The sequence below is a fragment of the Kitasatospora sp. NPDC058190 genome (assembly GCF_042883685.1).
Taxonomy (GTDB): domain Bacteria; phylum Actinomycetota; class Actinomycetes; order Streptomycetales; family Streptomycetaceae; genus Kitasatospora.
Genome location: NZ_JBHVVI010000159.1, coordinates 1 through 17233 on the forward strand (window position 1 = coordinate 1; position 17233 = coordinate 17233).

Annotated in this window: 17 protein-coding genes; 13 read left to right on the plus strand and 4 right to left on the minus strand. The window is 72.1% G+C overall.

Going from position 1 to position 17233, the window contains the following annotated elements:
- Positions 1-105 precede the first annotated feature (105 nt).
- The 3 genes from ACFVWU_RS40465 to ACFVWU_RS40475 form a co-directional block, all read right to left on the minus strand.
- Positions 106-1026 (minus strand): lytic polysaccharide monooxygenase, encoded by a 921-nt coding sequence (locus ACFVWU_RS40465; protein ID WP_387630673.1) that lies wholly within the window; start codon positions 1024-1026, stop codon positions 106-108.
- 245 nt (positions 1027-1271) lie between these two features.
- On the minus strand, positions 1272-1685 hold the full coding sequence (locus tag ACFVWU_RS40470; protein ID WP_387630675.1) for a hypothetical protein: 414 nt from the start codon (positions 1683-1685) through the stop codon (positions 1272-1274).
- Between the two features lie 61 nt (positions 1686-1746).
- Entirely contained in the window at positions 1747-2958 is a 1212-nt protein-coding gene (locus ACFVWU_RS40475) for an alanine racemase (RefSeq protein ID WP_387630678.1), read from the minus strand.
- Positions 2959-3049: 91 nt separating this feature from the next.
- Between ACFVWU_RS40475 and ACFVWU_RS40480 the strand changes: the two genes are divergently transcribed.
- Positions 3050-3823 (plus strand): SseB family protein, encoded by a 774-nt coding sequence (locus ACFVWU_RS40480; protein WP_387630681.1) that lies wholly within the window; start codon positions 3050-3052, stop codon positions 3821-3823.
- A 63-nt stretch (positions 3824-3886) separates the two neighbouring features.
- On the opposite strand, the gene ACFVWU_RS40485 is transcribed toward ACFVWU_RS40480, so the two are convergent.
- Positions 3887-4264: a DUF1844 domain-containing protein gene (locus ACFVWU_RS40485; protein ID WP_387630684.1), complete on the minus strand. Its 378-nt coding sequence runs from the start codon at positions 4262-4264 to the stop codon at positions 3887-3889.
- Between the two features lie 479 nt (positions 4265-4743).
- Between ACFVWU_RS40485 and infC the strand changes: the two genes are divergently transcribed.
- The 12 genes from infC to ACFVWU_RS40545 all read left to right on the plus strand — a co-directional run bounded on the left by infC (position 4744) and on the right by ACFVWU_RS40545 (position 17187).
- Positions 4744-5478, plus strand: a complete 735-nt coding sequence (gene infC / locus ACFVWU_RS40490) for a translation initiation factor IF-3 (protein ID WP_387630709.1) — start codon at positions 4744-4746, stop codon at positions 5476-5478.
- Between the two features lie 144 nt (positions 5479-5622).
- The gene (gene rpmI, locus ACFVWU_RS40495; RefSeq protein ID WP_153460093.1) at positions 5623-5817 is read left to right on the plus strand and encodes a 50S ribosomal protein L35; all 195 of its coding nucleotides are present in this window, start codon (positions 5623-5625) and stop codon (positions 5815-5817) included.
- Between the two features lie 108 nt (positions 5818-5925).
- The gene (rplT, locus tag ACFVWU_RS40500; RefSeq protein WP_030055649.1) at positions 5926-6321 is read left to right on the plus strand and encodes a 50S ribosomal protein L20; all 396 of its coding nucleotides are present in this window, start codon (positions 5926-5928) and stop codon (positions 6319-6321) included.
- A 124-nt stretch (positions 6322-6445) separates the two neighbouring features.
- On the plus strand, positions 6446-7312 hold the full coding sequence (locus ACFVWU_RS40505) for a TrmH family RNA methyltransferase (protein ID WP_387630687.1): 867 nt from the start codon (positions 6446-6448) through the stop codon (positions 7310-7312).
- Positions 7313-7487: 175 nt separating this feature from the next.
- The gene (locus ACFVWU_RS40510; protein WP_387630690.1) at positions 7488-8591 is read left to right on the plus strand and encodes an ATP-binding protein; all 1104 of its coding nucleotides are present in this window, start codon (positions 7488-7490) and stop codon (positions 8589-8591) included.
- A 246-nt stretch (positions 8592-8837) separates the two neighbouring features.
- Entirely contained in the window at positions 8838-9959 is a 1122-nt protein-coding gene (pheS, locus tag ACFVWU_RS40515) for a phenylalanine--tRNA ligase subunit alpha (protein WP_387630692.1), read from the plus strand.
- Positions 9959-12460, plus strand: a complete 2502-nt coding sequence (pheT, locus tag ACFVWU_RS40520) for a phenylalanine--tRNA ligase subunit beta (protein ID WP_387630694.1) — start codon at positions 9959-9961, stop codon at positions 12458-12460. The genes pheS and pheT overlap by 1 nt, the downstream gene beginning before the upstream one ends.
- 115 nt (positions 12461-12575) lie before the next feature.
- Positions 12576-13013, plus strand: coding sequence for a GntR family transcriptional regulator (locus ACFVWU_RS40525; protein WP_387630697.1), 438 nt, complete (start codon positions 12576-12578; stop codon positions 13011-13013).
- Positions 13013-13936 carry an ATP-binding cassette domain-containing protein gene (locus ACFVWU_RS40530; RefSeq protein WP_387630699.1) on the plus strand — a complete coding sequence of 308 codons (924 nt, stop codon included), beginning with the start codon at positions 13013-13015 and terminating at the stop codon, positions 13934-13936. Before ACFVWU_RS40525 ends, ACFVWU_RS40530 begins: the two co-directional genes overlap by 1 nt.
- The gene (locus ACFVWU_RS40535; protein WP_387630702.1) at positions 13933-14898 is read left to right on the plus strand and encodes an ABC transporter permease subunit; all 966 of its coding nucleotides are present in this window, start codon (positions 13933-13935) and stop codon (positions 14896-14898) included. Before ACFVWU_RS40530 ends, ACFVWU_RS40535 begins: the two co-directional genes overlap by 4 nt.
- A 108-nt stretch (positions 14899-15006) precedes the next feature.
- Entirely contained in the window at positions 15007-15849 is an 843-nt protein-coding gene (locus tag ACFVWU_RS40540; protein ID WP_387630704.1) for a chitosanase, read from the plus strand.
- Between the two features lie 261 nt (positions 15850-16110).
- Entirely contained in the window at positions 16111-17187 is a 1077-nt protein-coding gene (locus ACFVWU_RS40545) for a sugar ABC transporter substrate-binding protein (RefSeq protein ID WP_387630707.1), read from the plus strand.
- Positions 17188-17233: the final 46 nt, after the last annotated feature.

The following is a 17233-nucleotide window of genomic DNA, read 5'->3' on the forward strand; positions in this document are numbered from 1 at the left end:
GGAGGAACCCCTCCCGGGTGGGCCGCCGCCGTTCACCCCTGCTCCTCGACGGAGCCGCGAAACCGGACCGGACGGGGGTGGGCCGGCCCGGCCCCGCGTCCGGCGTCAGGAGTCGCGTCGAACAGCCTCGACGCGACGGCGCCGGAGCACCATGCCCGCCCAGCCGACGCCGAGCGCGGCGGCACCGGCCAGCAGCAGCGGACCGGTGGCCGAGGTGCCGGCCACGGCCGCGGAGGTGGTCGGGATCGGCTGGCCGGCGGGGGCGTTCGGGTCCCCGCCGTGGCCGTGGTGGGCGACCGTGGATCTGGGGGCGTCGGCGGCGATCTGCGCGTCGCCGGGCGCGGCCGGGGCGGCGAGCGAGGAGACGGCCGGGGCGCCCGCGGCGGTGGGCGTGCCGAAGTCGACGTCGGAGCAGCTGTAGAACGCCTCCGGGCTGTCGCTGCGCTGCCAGATCATGTACAGCAGCTGGCGGCCGGTGCGCTGCGGCAGGGTGCCCGAGTAGGTGTAGTACCCGTTGACTGCGGTGCGGTCGACCTGCACCTGGGCCACCGGGGTCGGGTCGAGGTCCGACCACTTCAGCGGCTTGGTCGGGTCGTAGCTCGGCTTGGTGATGTAGACGGTCTGGGTGCCGACGTGCGGCGCGGTGGTGCGGAACTGGAAGGTGAAGTTGCCCGCGCTGACCGGGGTGGCCGGCCAGTCGGTGCGCGGCCAGTCCAGCGCCGCGTACTTGTCGCGGTTGGCCGAGCAGAGCTTGCCGTCCGGGATCAGCGCCTGGTGGTTCCCGGCGGCGTTGGCGATGTTGACCTCGTTCCAGTCGTACAGCGGCTGGGTGCCGCTCGCCGCGACGAGGTTCTTGCAGACCTGCGACACCGGGTGCTCCGGGCCCTCGGCGTAGCAGGCGGCGATTCGGCTGACGGGGTTGGTCATCGTGCCGTGGGCACTGGCGGTACCGGCGGTGGTCGCGGCCACCGCGAGCACCGCGGCGCCGACCACGCCGACGGACAGGGCACTTCGCTTGATGGACATGGGGTGGGGACTCCTTGACCGTCGTTCCGGGCGGGTGTGGGGGAGAGCGGACACGCCTGCCCGTTCGGGGGCCGCCCGGCCCGGATCGCGGGCCCCCGGCCAGAGCGTAGAATTGGTCTGGACCAGAGCGCAATAGCCGTGCCTGGGTGACTTGTTGACGGACTGTAGACCCATGAGCAGCGCAAAGGCCCGACGGAAGACGGTAGTTAGCCGTTCCATCGGGCCTGGTTAAGGCTGGAGAAAGGTCAGCGCTGCATGTTGTGGATGATGCCGGCCTGGATCACGGATTCGTTGTAGGTTCCGCTCTCGATCTTGTTGATGACGTACGTCCCGCCGTCCGTCTTGTGGAAGTGCCCGGGGGTGAACTCCGCGAGGATGTCGAAGAGTTCCTCGGCCGCCTGAGGGTCCGTCCGGAACAGCGTGCGCAGCCGGTTGCGAAGGGCCGCGGCTTGGTCGGCCAGGACCTCCTCGTCGCCGTCGGCGACCAGCACCTCGGCGCGGATCACCTCCAGCTCCGCGCTCGCCTCCTCGTCCCGCTCGCCGCGCCCGAACAGCCGGGCGATCCGCGAACTGGCTTGGTTCCAGGCGGCCGTGGCCATCAGGCCGGCCACGGAAGTCGCTCCGGACCTCACCATCTCCTGCACGAGTTCGCCGTCCATGATCCCCTCCGTGTTCCCAAGCTGCTGTCGGGACCACGGTAGGGCAAAGGCGGACGAAGCGTCAGAGGAAGGCCTTCCCCTCGCCCCGGTAGGTCGGCACGGTGCGGACGATCCGGTCACCCTCGATCAGGTGCAACTCCGCGAAGCGCTCGCACAGTTCGCCCGCCTTGGCGTGCCGGAACCAGACCCGGTCGCCGATCAGCAGGTCGTCCGCGGCCGAGCCGAGCAGCGGGGTCTGCACCTCGCCGGCACCCTCCACCGGGTCGTAGCGCAGCCCGGGCGGCAGGTACGGCACCGGCGAGCGGTCCGGTCCGGCCGCGCCGGAGGCCGGGTAGCCGCCGCCGAGCACCGTCACCACCCCGACCCCGGGGCGGCGCACCACCGGCTGGCCGAACAGGGCGGCCGGACGACCCCGGAACACGCGGTAGTTGTCGAACAGCTGCGGCTGGTACAGCCCGGAGCCGGCCGCGACCTCGGTGACGGCCTGCTCGGCCACGGTGGACTCCACGCTGCCGGTGCCGCCGCCGTTGACGAACTCCAGCTCGGCCACCTGGCGCAGTCGCCGGACCGCCGCCGCGCGCCGCTCGGCCAACTCGGCCCGGGCCCGGCCCTGCATCAGCCGGATCAGCTGCGAGCGCACCGGCCGCCCCGGCACCCGGTCTCCCACCCCGGCGATGTGCCCCTCGTACGCCATCAGGCCGACCACCCGGAAGCCAGGGCGGCGCTGGACGAGTTCGGCGAAGGCGCCCAGCTCCTCCGGGGTGCGCAGCGGCGAGCGCCGGGCGCCCACCCGGACCCGTCCGCCGAGCAGGTGCAGCGCGGTGTCCAGTTCCAGGCAGACCCGCACCTCGGCGTCGCCGGAGCGCGCCTTGTCGATCAGGTCCAGTTGGGCCGGGTCGTCCAGGACGACGGTGATCGCGCCGGCCAGCTCCGGATCGGCGGTCAGCTCGGCGTAGCCGTCCCGGTCGGTGGAGGGGTAGGCGAGCAGGACGTCGCGCACGCCGGTGCGGGCCAGCCAGAGCGACTCGCCCAGGGTGAAGCTCATCACCCCGAGGAAGCCGTCCACGGCCAGCGCCCGGTCCAGCAGCGCCCGGCAGCGCAGCGACTTGCTGGCCACCCGGATCGGCTTCCCGCCGGCCCGGCGCACCAGGTCGGCGGCGTTGGCGTCGAAGGCGGCGAGGTCCACGACGGCCACCGGCCCGTCCAGATGGGCGGTGGCCCGGTCGTAGCGGTGGCGGTCGGTGACGGGGGCGGGTGCATCGAGGATGACCATGCGCGCAGGGTGCCACAGGGCGCTACCGGTGGGTAGGGGGCGCGTGCGGGGAAATGCGGGCGGTGGCCCGCGGTGGCATAGGGTCGGCCGGGTGGACCGCAAAGACTTCTCCAACCCGGCGTTCGTCGGCAAGAGCATCCCGAATCCCGGCTTCTCCGACGACGACGGCACGGCGGACCCGGCACTGGCCGCGGCCCTCGCCCGCTGGGCGCAGGACCGTACGGCCGAGCCCGAGGTGCTGGCGGCGCTGACCCCGACCCGGCTGATGGTCCCGATCGTCGCCCTCCTCGGCGAGGTCGAGGTGGACGAGCACGGACACAAGCACGACAAGAGCAGCGACATGGCCGTCCCGGTGCTGGAGGCCCCGGACGGGCGCCGCGCGCTGCCGGCCTTCACGTCACTGGAGACGCTCACCCGCTGGCGGGCCGACGCCCGTCCGGCGCCGACGGCGGCCCCGCAGGCCGCGATGGTCGCCTTCTCCGAGCGCGCCGACACCCTGCTGATCGACCCGGCCGGGCCGGTGCCCTTCCTGCTGACCGGCGCCCGGCTGCGGGCGCTGGCGGAGAACCGTCCGTACCGGCCGCCGGTGACGGACCCGGAGGTGCGCGAGGCGGTCCGGGCGCTGCTGGCGGCCGAGCCGCAGGTGGTCAGCGGGCTGCTGGCGCCGTCGGAGGACTCGGACGGGGTGCTCGCGGTGGTGTTCGACCCGGCGCTTGACCAGGCGGGGCTGCAGGAGGCCGCGCAGCGGGTCGGCCGGGCGGTGGCCGGGGACCCGGTGCTGCGGGTGCGGCTGGACCGGGGGCTGGACCTCGCGGTGCTCCCGGCGAGCACGCAGCTTCCGGGGGAGCCGCTGTACCGGCGGTAGCCCGGAAACGCCTTGGGCAACCATCCCCGAAATTTCGGGGGTGGTTGCCCAAAGGAAGTCGCGTCAGCTGTAGACGGGCCCGGTGAACTTCTCGCCCGGCCCCGTGCCCGGCGCGTCCGGCACGAGCGAGGCCTCGCGGAAGGCCAGCTGCAGCGAGCGCAGGCCGTCCCGCAGCGGGGCCGCGTGGAAGTTGCTGATCTCGGGGGCACCGGCGGTGACCAGCCCGGCGAGCGCGGTGATCAGCTTGCGGGCCTCGTCCAGGTCCTTGTCCTTCTCGCCGCCCTCGGCGAGGCCGCACTTGACCGCGGCCGCGCTCATCAGGTGCACCGCGACGGTGGTGATCACCTCGACGGCCGGGACCTCGGCGATGTCGCGGGTGAGGTCGTCGAAGCCGATCGCGTCGTCGTCCGTGCCGGGGTTCTGGGTGGGCTCGCTGCTCAAGGGTGGCTCGTTCCTTCGTGCCGGGTGGGTACACGTGGAGCGTACAAGGGGCGTGTGACGCGCGGAAAAGGGCAGTGCGCCGGGGCGGAATAGCGTTCGACTCCCCGGCGCTGTATGCTTCGAGACTGACCGGCCGGGATCCCTCACGGGCACCTGGCCAGCAAGTGGAGGCTCCACTGCAAGGAGGCCCGAGAGGGCAACCGCGAAAGTCTCCCACCTGATCGGCCTCACGGTCGACGGGTCCGGTCCGCGACGGGCGCCACGGCGCCGAGTCGCCGCAGCGCCCCTCACCGGGTGCCGCCCCCGGTTGTGTGGAGCCCCGCTTGTACCGAGCGGGGCTTTTTTCGTGTCGCGGTGCTCGCGGTGCCGAGAGGTACCGGGCAGCGCAGCTCGAATGAAGCCCCGCCCAGTGGTCGAGTCCACTACGTGCGACCGCCGTCCGACGGCCGCATCGCAGAAGGTGCAACCGAGGAGGCCCCATCAGCACCGAGCCCCGCATCAACGACCGGATTCGCGTCCCGGAGGTGCGACTCGTCGGTCCCAGCGGCGAGCAGGTCGGCATTGTGCCGCTTGCCAAGGCGCTGGAGCTCGCGCAGGAGTACGACCTCGACCTGGTCGAGGTCGCGGCGACCGCCCGGCCGCCGGTGTGCAAGCTCATGGACTACGGCAAGTTCAAGTACGAGTCGGCCATGAAGGCCCGTGAGGCGCGCAAGAACCAGGCGCACACGGTCATCAAGGAGATGAAGCTCCGGCCGAAGATCGACCCGCACGACTATGACACCAAGAAGGGTCACGTCGTCCGGTTCCTCAAGCAGGGCGACAAGGTCAAGATCACGATCATGTTCCGTGGTCGTGAGCAGTCCCGCCCCGAGCTGGGCTTCCGTCTGCTGCAGCGGCTCGCCGACGACGTCCAGGAGCTGGGCTTCGTCGAGTCCTCGCCGAAGCAGGACGGCCGGAACATGATCATGGTTCTTGGTCCGCACAAGAAGAAGACCGAGGCGATGGCCGAGGCCCGCGCCCTCGCGGACGCCCGCAAGGCCGAGCGGCTGGGCCGGACCCCCGGCTCCGACGCCGCCCCCGCGGACGACGACGCGGTGGCCGAGGACCTGGTGGCCGACGACGCCGTGACCGAGGCGCAGGACGCCCCGGTCGAGGCGCCGGCCACCGAGGCCGAGGCCCCGGTCGAGCAGCCGGCCGCCTCCCAGGGCGCCTGAGCCGACACCGGCTCGGGGCAGTCCGGGAGACCGGCCCCCAGGGTGACAGGGCGTCCCGCCCGGTCACCGCAGATCCATCCAGTTCACGCCCGCGCGGCACAGGTTGCGCGGGCGTGAACGGGACCGACGAGGAGATACGGCGAAATGCCGAAGCAGAAGACGCACAGTGGCGCCAGCAAGCGCTTCAAGATCAGTGGCTCTGGCAAGGTGCTGCGCGAGCGCGCCGGCCGCCGCCACCTCCTGGAGCACAAGCCCTCGACGCTGACCCGCAAGCTGGCCGGGACGATCGAGATGGCCCCCGCTGACGCCAAGAAGATCAAGAAGCTTCTCGGCAAGTGATCGCCCTCCCGCCCGGCGCGAGCCGGTGCGGGGCAGCTGATCCTTCCCGACCCATTCGAATGACGGACCACGTGAAGTAGTCCGTGGTCCAACCCAAGGAGTAATCAAGTGGCACGCGTCAAGCGGGCAGTCAACGCCCACAAGAAGCGCCGGGTCATCCTGGAGCGCGCCAGCGGCTACCGTGGCCAGCGCTCGCGCCTGTACCGCAAGGCCAAGGAGCAGGTCACCCACTCGCTGGTCTACAACTTCAACGACCGCAAGAAGCGCAAGGGCGACTTCCGTCAGCTGTGGATCCAGCGCATCAACGCTGCGGCCCGTGCCAACGGCATCACCTACAACCGCTTCGTGCAGGGCCTGAAGGCCGCCAGCGTCGAGATCGACCGCAAGATGCTGGCCGACCTGGCCGTCAACGACCCGGGTGCGTTCGCCTCCCTGGTCGAGGTCGCCCAGAAGGCGCTGCCGGCCGACGTGAACGCCCCGAAGGCTGCCGCGGACGCCGCCTGATCTTCCGAGATCGGCTGAGCTCCGACCGGACCCGCAGGCTCTCCTGCGGGTCCGGTTCTGCGTTCCGCCCCCAGCACCACCAGCGTCAGCACCTCCAGAGTCAGCGCCCCCAGAGAACGAGACCATGCCGAGCACCGACACCCCCCTGCTCACCTCCCTGCGCTCGCCGCGCGTCGTCGCCGCCCGTCGGCTGGCCAAGCGGAACCAGCGCACCAAGGAGCGCCGCTTCCTGGCCGAGGGCCCGCAGGCCGTCCGGGAGGCCGTCGCCTTCGGCAAGCTGCCGGGGACGGCCGAGCACGCGGTGGTCGAGGTGTACGTCGGCCTGGAGGCCGCCGAGCGGCACGCGGACATCGTCGAGGCCGCCCTGGCCGAGGGGCTGCCGGTGCTGACCGCCACCGACGAGGTGATCGCCGACATCTGCGACACGGTGACCCCGCAGGGCATCGTGGCGCTCTGCCGCTTCATCGACACCCCGTTCGCCGAGGTGCTCGAGGCCCGGCCGAAGCTGGTGGCGATCCTCGCCCACGTGCGCGACCCCGGGAACGCCGGCACCGTGCTGCGCACCGCCGACGCGGCCGGCGCGGACGCCGTGGTGCTCACCGACGCCTCGGTGGACCTCTACAACCCGAAGGCCGTCCGGGCCTCCGTCGGCAGCCTGTTCCACCTGCCGGTGGCGGTCGGCGTGCCGGTCGAGGAGGCGGTCGGGAAGCTGCGCGAGGCCGGGATCCGGGTGCTCGCCGCGGACGGCGCGGGGGAGCGCGACCTGGACCAGGAGCTCGACGAGGGCACCCTGGGCGCGCCCGGCGCGTGGGTGTTCGGCAACGAGGCGTGGGGGCTCCCGGAGGAGACCCGTGCGCTCACCGACGAGGTCGTGCGCGTCCCGATCCACGGGCACGCCGAGAGCCTCAATCTGGCCACCGCCGCGGCCGTCTGCCTGTACGCCTCGGCCCGGGCGCAGCGTTCGCCCGGCGGCTGCCGCTCGAACGGCTGACACGGGCTGTGGGGCGTGTTTTGCGGGTCCTCGCCGGGTCCGTGGCGAAACCCACGGGACACGCCCCGGGCGCGCCGGGATCACCACGCTGCAAGCCCTACTGTCGGGGCCTGCGAGGCGCTAGGGTCTGCCTCGGTGGGGGGAACGGCACGGTGGGTAATCGGGGAGGCAACCCATGGTCGGCAGCGGGCCCGAGCTCGACCCGGACGACCTGCCGGACGGCCTGGTGGTCGCCGACGCGCTGGGCCGGGTGGTCTGCTTCAACCGGGCCGCGGCCCGGCTCACCGGCGTGCTCCCGGCGGCCGCGCTCGGCAGTGCGCTGGAGGACGTCCTGCCGCTGGAGGACCTGGACGGCCGCCGCTGGTGGCAGCTGACCGACCCGTACGGCGGCCTGGCCATCCGCACCGGCCAGCCCGAGCGCAACCTGCTGCTGCCCGGTGGACGTGAGGTGCTGGTCTCCGCGCGCTACGTCCGCACCGAGCCCGGCGGGCCACTGGAGCGCCTGGTGATCGCCCTGCGTGGCACCGAGGCCCGGCGTCGCACCGAGCGCAGCCACGCCGAGCTGATCGCCACCGTCGCGCACGAGCTGCGCTCCCCGTTGACCAGCGTCAAGGGCTTCACGGCCACGCTGCTGGCCAAGTGGGAGCGGTTCACCGACGGGCAGAAGCGGCTGATGCTGGAGACCGTGGACGCGGACGCCGACCGGGTCACCCGGCTGATCGCCGAGCTGCTGGACATCTCCCGGATCGACGCCGGGCGGCTGGAGCTGCGCAAGCAGGTCGTCGACCTGGCGGCGGCGGTGCGCCGGCACGTCGAGCGCAAGGTCGCCACCGGCATTCCGGAGGAGCGCTTCGACATCCGGATCAGCGAGCCGCTGACGGTGCTGTGGGCGGACCCGGACAAGGTCGACCAGGTGCTGGCCAACCTGCTGGAAAACGCGGTGCGCCACGGCGAGGGAACTGTCACGATCGAGGTGGCACCGGCCAAGGAGGTCGTCGAGGCGCCCGTCTGGGAGCGCTCCGGCACCCCGCCCCGCATCGTGGAAGGCACCGCGGTCACCGTGAGCGACGAAGGAAGCGGCATCCCCGAGGAGTCGATCCCGCGCGTCTTCACCCGCTTCTGGCGGGGCTCCAAGCGCGGTGGCACCGGCCTCGGGCTCTATATCGTCAAGGGCATCGTGGAGGCCCACGGCGGCTCGATCCGGGTCGACCGCGCGCCCGGCGGCGGGGCCAGGTTCCGATTTATCCTGCCCGCCGGGGTGCCCGACTTCATGCTCTGAACGAGCATGGACGACCAGCAGAGCATGCTGTGGTCGGGGCCCGGACGGGCTTGACGGCAGCCGCGCTACGCGCTGCGACTACACTCGACCTTTGGCGTTGCGCAACGCCCTGTGCGGCTGTGCCGCGGACGCCCCTCCCCGTTCGTACGGAGATCGGCTGCCCGCGCCCCGGCCCCGCCGGGCGTGACGCGAAGGCGAGCCCCACACACCTGAGCACGGACGAGCAGGAGCACGGGAAAGATAGAGATGTCGGCACCCAACAAGTCGTACGACCCCGTCGAGGTCGAGGCCCTCAAGCCCGAGGTGGTGGAGCAGGCGCGGGACGAGGCGATCGCCGCCTTCGCCGCCGCCGGCACCCTGGACGAGCTGAAGCAGGCCAAGGTCGCCCACACCGGCGACCGCTCCGCGCTCTCGCTCGCCAACCGCGAGATCGGCGCCCTTCCGCCGCACGCCAAGGCCGCCGCCGGCAAGCTGATCGGCCAGGCCCGCGGCGCCGTCAACCAGGCGCTCGCCAAGCGGCAGGTCGAGCTGGAGGCGGAGCGGGACGCCCGCGTGCTGGTCGAGGAGGCGGTGGACGTCACGCTGCCGTACGACCGCGTCCCGCGCGGCGCCCGGCACCCGCTGACCACGATGGCCGAGCGCATCGAGGACACCTTCGTCGCGATGGGCTACCAGGTCGCCGAGGGCCCCGAGGTCGAGGCCGAGTGGCTCAACTTCGACGCCCTCAACCTGGGCCCGGACCACCCGGCCCGCTCGATGCAGGACACCTTCTTCGTCCAGGCCCCGGACGGCTCCGCCGACTCCGGCGTGGTGCTGCGCACCCAGACCTCCCCGGTCCAGGCCCGCACCATGCTCGACCGCGAGCCCCCCATCTACGTGGTCTGCCCGGGCCGGGTCTACCGGACCGACGAGCTGGACGCCACCCACACCCCGGTGTTCCGCCAGGTCGAGGGCCTCGCCGTCGACGAGGGCATCACCTTCGCCGACCTCAAGGGCACCATCGAGGTGCTGGTCGAGAAGCTGATCGGCGGCGGCCTGGAGCTGCGCTGGCGCCCCTCGTACTTCCCGTTCACCGAGCCGAGCGCCGAGATCGACCTGCAGTGCTTCGTGTGCCGCGGCGAGAGCGTCGGCAACCCGGACCGTCCGTGCCGCACCTGCTCCTCCGAGGGCTGGATCGAGCTCGGCGGCTGCGGCGTGGTCAACCCGCGGGTGCTGGTCGCCTGCGGCGTGGACCCGGACCGCTACAGCGGGTTCGCCTTCGGCCTGGGCCTGGAGCGGATCCTGATGAATCGTCACAACGTCGCCGACATGCGCGACATGGTCGAGGGTGACGTGCGCTTCACCCTCCCGTTCGGGATGGAGATCTGATGCGCGTCCCGCTTTCCTGGCTGCGCGAGTACGTCGATCTGCCGGCCGGTGAGACCGGCCGTGACGTGGCCGAGCGCCTGGTTCGGGCCGGCCTGGAGGTCGAGACCGTCGAGCAGCTCGGCGGCGACCTCAAGGGCCCGCTGGTGGTCGGCGAGGTGCTCTCCATCGAGGAGCTGTCCGGCTTCAAGAAGCCGATCCGGCACTGCTACGTGAACGTCGGCGACGCCAACGGCACCGGCGAGCCGCAGGAGATCGTCTGCGGCGCGACCAACTTCGCCGTCGGCGACAAGGTCGTGGTCGTGCTCCCGGGCGCCGTTCTGCCCGGCCCGTTCCCGATCGCGGCCCGCAAGACCTACGGCCACACCTCGGCCGGCATGATCTGCTCGGCCCGCGAGCTGGGCATGGGCGACGACCACAACGGCATCATCGTGCTTCCGCCGGAGTACGAGCCCGGCACCGACGCCATCGAGCTGCTCCAGCTGGTCGACGAGGTGCTCGACATCGCCGTCACCCCGGACCGCGGCTACTGCCTCTCCATGCGCGGCGTGGCCCGTGAGGCCGCCGCCGCGTACGGGCTGCCGCTGGCCGACCCGGCGCTGCTCGACGTGCCGCCGGCCAACTCCTTCGGCTACCTGGTCAAGGTCGACGACCCGGCCGGCTGCGACCGCTTCGTGGCCCGTACGGTCGTCGGCGTCGACCCGAGCGCCAAGTCCCCGATCTGGCTGCAGCGCCGCCTGCAGAAGGCGGGCATCCGTCCGATCTCGCTGACCGTCGACATCACCAACTACGTGATGCTGGAGGTCGGCCAGCCGCTGCACGCCTACGACAAGCAGCGCGTGGACGGCCCGATCACGGTCCGCCGGGCCGAGCCGGGCGAGACCCTCACCACCCTCGACGGCGTGCAGCGCAAGCTGTCCGTCGAGGACCTGCTGATCTGCGACAACAGCGGCCCGATCGGCCTGGCCGGTGTCATGGGCGGCGCCTCGACCGAGATCCTCGACCCGGCCGCCGGCCCGGGCACCACCGAGGTGATCATCGAGGCGGCGCACTTCGCCCCGGTCGTCATCGCCCGCGCCGCCAAGCGGCACAAGCTGCCCTCCGAGGCGTCCAAGCGCTTCGAGCGCGGCGTCGACCCGGAGGCGGCCCGCGCCGCCGCCCAGCGCGCCGTCGACCTGCTCGTGCTGATCGCCGGCGGCACCGCCGAGGCCGGGGTCACCGACATCGCCGGCCCGCACCCGGTGCGCACCATCCTGATCCCCGCCGACCTGCCCGACAGGGTCGCCGGCACCGAGTACGGCCGCGAGACCGTCACCCGGCGCCTGCAGGAGATCGGCTGCTCCGTCGCGGGCGCCGACACCCTGGAGGTCACCCCGCCGACCTGGCGGCCCGACCTCACCGACCCGTACGACCTCGCGGAGGAGGTCATCCGGCTGGAGGGCTACGACAACGTCCCCGCCCGGATGCCCAACGTGCCGCCGGGCAAGGGCCTGACCGAGGCCCAGCGGACCCACCGCCGGATCGGCGTGGCGCTGGCCGCGGCCGGCTACGTCGAGGTCAACAACTACCCGTTCCTCGGCGAGGCCGCCTTCGAAGCGCTCGGCCTGGAGTCGGACGACCGGCGCCGCCGCACGGTGAAGCTGGTCAACCCGCTCAACGACGAGGAGCCGGCGCTGCGCACCACGCTGCTGCCGGGCCTGCTCGGCGCGCTGCGCCGCAACGTCGGCCGGGGCAACACCGACCTGGCGGTCTTCGAGACCGGCACCGTCTTCCTGCCCAAGGACGAGCTGAGGGTGGCCCCGCGCCCGGCCGTCGACCGCCGGCCCAGCGACGAGGAGCTGGCCTCGCTGGACGCCGCGCTGCCGGACCAGCCGCGTCGGGTCGCCGTCGCCCTCGCGGGCGAGCGGCTGCCGTCCGGCTGGTGGGGCAAGGGCGACCAGGCCTCCTGGGCGGACGCCGTCGAGGCGGCCCGTACGGTGGCCCGTGCGGCCGGCGTCGAGCTGACCGTCCGCCAGGGGCAGCAGGCGCCCTGGCACCCGGGCCGCTGCGCCGAGCTGGTCGTCGCCGGCACCGACCGGGTGGTCGGCCACGCGGGTGAGCTGCACCCGCGCGTGGTCAAGGCGCTCGGGTTGCCGGCCCGTACCGCGGCCGCGGAGGTCGACATCGACCTGCTGACGGCGGACGGCGCCGAGCGCGTCAACGGCCCGGCGGTCTCCGGCTTCCCGGTGGCCACCCAGGACGTCGCGCTGATCGTCGACACCGCCGTCCCGGCCGCCGAGGTCGAGGCCGCGCTGCGCACGGGCGCGGGCGAACTGCTGGAGGCCATCCGGCTGTTCGACGTGTTCACCGGCGAGCAGGTCGGCGAGGGCAAGAAGTCGCTGGCCTACGCGCTGCGCTTCCGCGCCGCCGACCGCACCCTGACCGCCGACGAGGCCACCGCCGCCCGCGAGGCCGCCGTCGCCGAGGCCGTCACCCGCACCGGCGCCGTGCTCCGCGGCGCCTGAGCGCGGGCACGCCGTAGGGCGTGAGGGGCCCCGCCCGGACCACCTGGTCCGGGCGGGGCCCTTTGCTTTCTCTTGGGTTGACGGCCCGTCACCACACCCACTTAACTCATTAACTATGGAACTAGATAAAGGAGCTGACCAGCCCTCCCCGATCGAGTTCCGCCTGGACCCGGCCTCCGGCGTCCCGACCTATCTGCAACTCGTGCAGCAGGTCGAACAGGCGTTGCGGATGGGCTGGTTGGCGGAGGGGGACCGGTTGCCCCGGGTGCGCGAGGTGGTCGCCGGCCTGGCGATCAACCCCAACACCGTGCTCAAGGCCTACCGGGAGCTGGAACACCGCGGTCTGGCGGTCGGCCGCCGCGGCCAGGGGACCTTCGTGCGCGGGCTGCCCGCCGGGGTGGTGCCCCTGCGTGAACGGGCCGCGCTGCGGCGGGGGTTGCTGGACTGGATGTGCTCGGCGCGGGTCGCCGGGTTGGACGAGGGGGGGATGGTCGCGGTGTTCGAGGACGCGCTGCGCGACCTGCGTGAGGGGCGCGACGGGGTGGTGGCCTGATGGCGGCGGACACGGTGATCGACTGCGGCGGGATCGGCAAGCGCTACCGCCGCTCCTGGGCTCTGCGGGACTGCCACCTCGCCGTCCCGGCCGGGCATGTGGTGGCCCTGGTCGGTCCGAACGGTGCCGGCAAGACCACGCTGCTCAGTCTGGCGGCCGGCCTGGCCCTGCCCAGTGAGGGTGCGATGACCGTTCTCGGCGACCAACTCCCGGGCTCGCCGCGGGCCCTGGACCGGATCGGTTTCGTCGCCCAGAACGCCGCGCTCTACCCGGGCCTGCGCGTGCGCGACCTGCTGGCGATGGGTCGCCACCTCAACCGGCGCTGGGACGCCGATCGGGCCCGCACCCACCTGGAGGGCCTCGGCATTCCGCTGGACCGCAAGTACGGCCGGCTCTCCGGCGGCCAGCAGGCCCAGGTCTCGCTCGCCCTGGCCCTCGCCAAGCGGCCCGAACTCCTGCTCCTGGACGAGCCGTTGGCCGCGCTCGACCCGCTCGCCCGGCACGACTTCATGGCCGCGCTGCTGACCGCGGTGGCCGAGGACGGCCTGTCGGTGATGTTCTCCTCGCACGCCGTCAACGAGCTGGAGCAGAGCTGCGACTACCTGGTGGTGCTGGCCGGTGGCCGGGTCCAGGTGTCGGGGGAGGTGGACGACCTGCTGGGCGGCCACCGGATGCTCACCGGTCCGACCGCCGAGGCGGAGGCGGTCGCCGAGCGCCTGCCGGTGGTCCGCGACCGGCGGGCCGGCTCCCAGTCCCACTTGCTGGTGCGCACCGGTGGCGTGGACGCCCCGGTGTCCGGCGAGTGGCGCCAACAGCGCATCGGCCTGGAGGAGTTGGTGCTCGCCTACCTGCGCGAGCCGACCGCCTCCGCCCTGCCCGGCCCGCGCGGGGCCGTCCGTACGAACCAGAAGGTACCGTCATGAGCGCCACCACTCTCGCCCCGCCCCGCTCCGCCGTGCTGCGGGCCGCCGGGCTGCGCCACCGGCCCGCGCTGCTGATGCTGATCACTGTGATGGGCGTGATCTCGCTCGCCCTGCTGCTGTACGGCTGGTACCTGCACACCGGCCTGGACCGTAGCGGCGCGGCCTCCTGCGATCCGACCACCGAGGCCTGCCTGGCCAAGTACAAGCAGTTCCGGCGCCAGTACGGCAACGGCCAGCTGGAGCTCGTCACCGTGGCCTACGTCCTCGGCGGCGCGTTCGGCGCGTTCCTCGGCGGCCCGCTGCTGGCAAGGGAGTTCGAGCACGGTACGGTGCGCTTCGCCTGGACCCAGGGCGCCGGGCGGACCCGCTGGACGACGGGCGGCCTGGTCCTGGGCGGCGCGGTGCTGGCCGTCGTGGCGGCGCTGTTCGGGCTGCTGCTGCGCTGGTGGAGCGCGCCGCTGGAGCTCCAGAGCGGAGTGTTCACCCCCGAGTTGTTCGCGGAGACGTGGCCCGCCCTGGTGGGCCGGGTGCTGGTGGCCTTCGGGGTCGCGGCGCTGGCCGGTGCGGTGCTGCGCCGCACCGTGCTCGCGGTGGGCCTTGGTCTGGCGGCCTCGGTCGCCTTGCCGTTCCTCTCCGAGACCGTGCGCTCGCACTACATGACTCCGCTGGAGGAGCCGGTCCACGCCATGAGTGCCCTGGCGGTGGACGACCGCTGGGTGTTGAGCGTCTGGTACTCGGACCCGGCCGGGAACCGGATCTCCGAGGCCGATTTCTACGACCTGGGCCGCAGCTACGACGACCTGCAGAAGCTGGTGCGCGACGGCGGTTACACCATGCACGAGGTGTACCAACCGGCCGACCGGTTCTGGCCGTTCCAGTGGATCGAGTTCGGCTGGACGACCCTGCTGGCCGTGGCGCTGTGCGCGGCGGCGGTGTGGTGGGTGCGCCGCCGGGCCGTCTGACGGAGAAGTCGGGGAGGGTGTGTCAAAACCCTTGCGGCGGCAGGACTGGTGGGCGCTAATTTCCCGTTAGGAAAGTTTCCTAACCCCCACGGGAAACGGAGCGTTCACATGCGCACTCAGCCCCGCCGTGCCCTCGGCACGGCCCTCGCCGCCGTCCTGGTGGCCGCGCCCCTCACGGTCGCGGCCACCTCGGCCGCCCAGGCCGCGCCCGCCGCCGCGGCCTCCGTCCGGATCAAGGGCGTCGGCCTGGACGACCCGCACAAGAAGGACATCGCGATGCAGCTGGTGTCCAGTGCGGAGAACTCGTCGCTGGACTGGAAGGCCCAGTACAAGTACATCGAGGACATCGGTGACGGCCGCGGCTACACCGCCGGCATCATCGGCTTCTGTTCCGGGACCGGGGACATGCTGGACCTGGTGAAGCACTACACCGACCTCAGGCCCGGCAACGTCCTCGCCAAGTACCTGCCCGCGCTGAAGAAGGTCAACGGCAGCGCCTCGCACGCCGGTCTCGGCACCCCGTTCGTCAAGGACTGGGCCGCCGCCGCCAAGGATCCGGTCTTCCAGCAGGCTCAGAACGACGAGCGCGACCGGGTGTACTTCAACCCCGCCGTCGGTCAGGCCAAGGCGGACGGGCTGCGTGCGCTCGGCCAGTTCGCCTACTACGACGCCATCGTCATGCACGGCCCCGGAAACGACTCCGACAGTTTCGGCGGCATTCGCGCCGCGGCCATGAAGAAGGCCAGGACCCCCGCCCAGGGCGGCGACGAGGCCACCTATATCAAGGCCTTCCTGGAGGCCCGCAAGGTGGTCATGAAGAAGGAGGAGGCCCACTCCGACACCAGCCGGGTCGACACCGAGCAGCTGGTCTTCCTCAATGCGGGGAACTTCGACCTCAACCCGCCGCTGCGTTGGAAGGTCTACGGCGACAGCTACGCGATCGCCAGTTGAGACCCCGGTGGACCGGGGCGGATCCCCCCGGTCCACCGCGCCCTCTTTCGCAATTAATAAGTCCTCTGAATTATCAATATTCTCCCCCGAATTCGATCTTCGAAAGTGTGAAAGTCCTGTTCATTCCGTAACGAATCGAGCAGAGGGGATAACGAAGCCTCATCCCCTTATTGACGCATTCGCCCGGTGGGGCTTGAATCCCTCCCCTGCCGCACTGTTCGCGGCGCAGTACAGGAGGCACCACCGATCATGATCAGACCCATGCGTCTCGCGGCCACGAGCACGGCCGCCGCGTCGCTCGCGCTCACCCTCGCGGCCTGCGGCCAGACCGCGGCGCCCCAGGCGCCGGCGGCCGGCGGAGGCAGTGAGGGCATCGGTCTGCTACTTCCGGAGAGCACCTCCTCGACCCGCTACGACGCGTTCGACAAGCCGCTGATCACGCAGACGGTGACCAGCCTCTGCACGAAGTGCACGATCAGCTACGCCAACGCGAACGGCGACGCGAACGCCCAGAAGAAGCAGTTCGACGACATGGTCGCCAAGGGCGTGAAGGTCATCCTGCTCGACCCGGTCGACGCCAAGCTCACCGCCCCGTGGGTCGACGCCGCCAATGCCAAGGGCGTGAAGGTCGTCGCCTACGACCGGCTGGCCCAGGGCAACGTCGCCGCGTACGTCTCCTTCGACAACCAGCACACCGGTGAGCTCCAGGGCCAGTCCCTGCTCGACGCGCTCGGCTCGAAGGCCTCCTCGGCCAACGTCGTGATGATCAACGGCGCCGAGTCCGACCCCAACGCGGCGCAGTTCAAGGCGGGCGCGCACCTGGCACTCGACGGCAAGGTCAAGATCGCGTACGAGCAGTCCGGCGAGTGGAAGCCGGAGGTGGCCACGGCGAAGATGAACGAGGCCATCCAGAGCCTCGGGAAGAACGGCATCCAGGGCGTCTACGCCGCGAACGACGGCATGGCCGCCGCCGTCATCGACGCCCTGAAGTCCGCGGGCATCAAGAACGTGCCGGTGGGCGGCCAGGACGCCTCCATCGACGCGATCCGCCGGATACTCACGGGCGAGCAGGCGTACACCATCTACAAGCCGTACAAGCCCGAGACGGACGCGGCGGGCAGCATCGCCGTCCAGCTGGCCGAGGGCCTGGACATCAGCACCACCGCGACCTCGGTCACCGACAGCGGCGCGCTGCACATCCCCTCGCTGCTGCTCACCCCGATCGTGGTGACCAAGGCGAAGGTGGAGGCCACGGTCGTCGGCGGCGGGCTCTACAAGGCGTCGGACATCTGCACCCAGCCGTACGCGGAGGCCTGCGCCGAGGCCGGGGTCAAGTAGCCGGGGCCGTCAGGCCGTGAAAGGGCGCGCCCGCACCGGAGTCTCC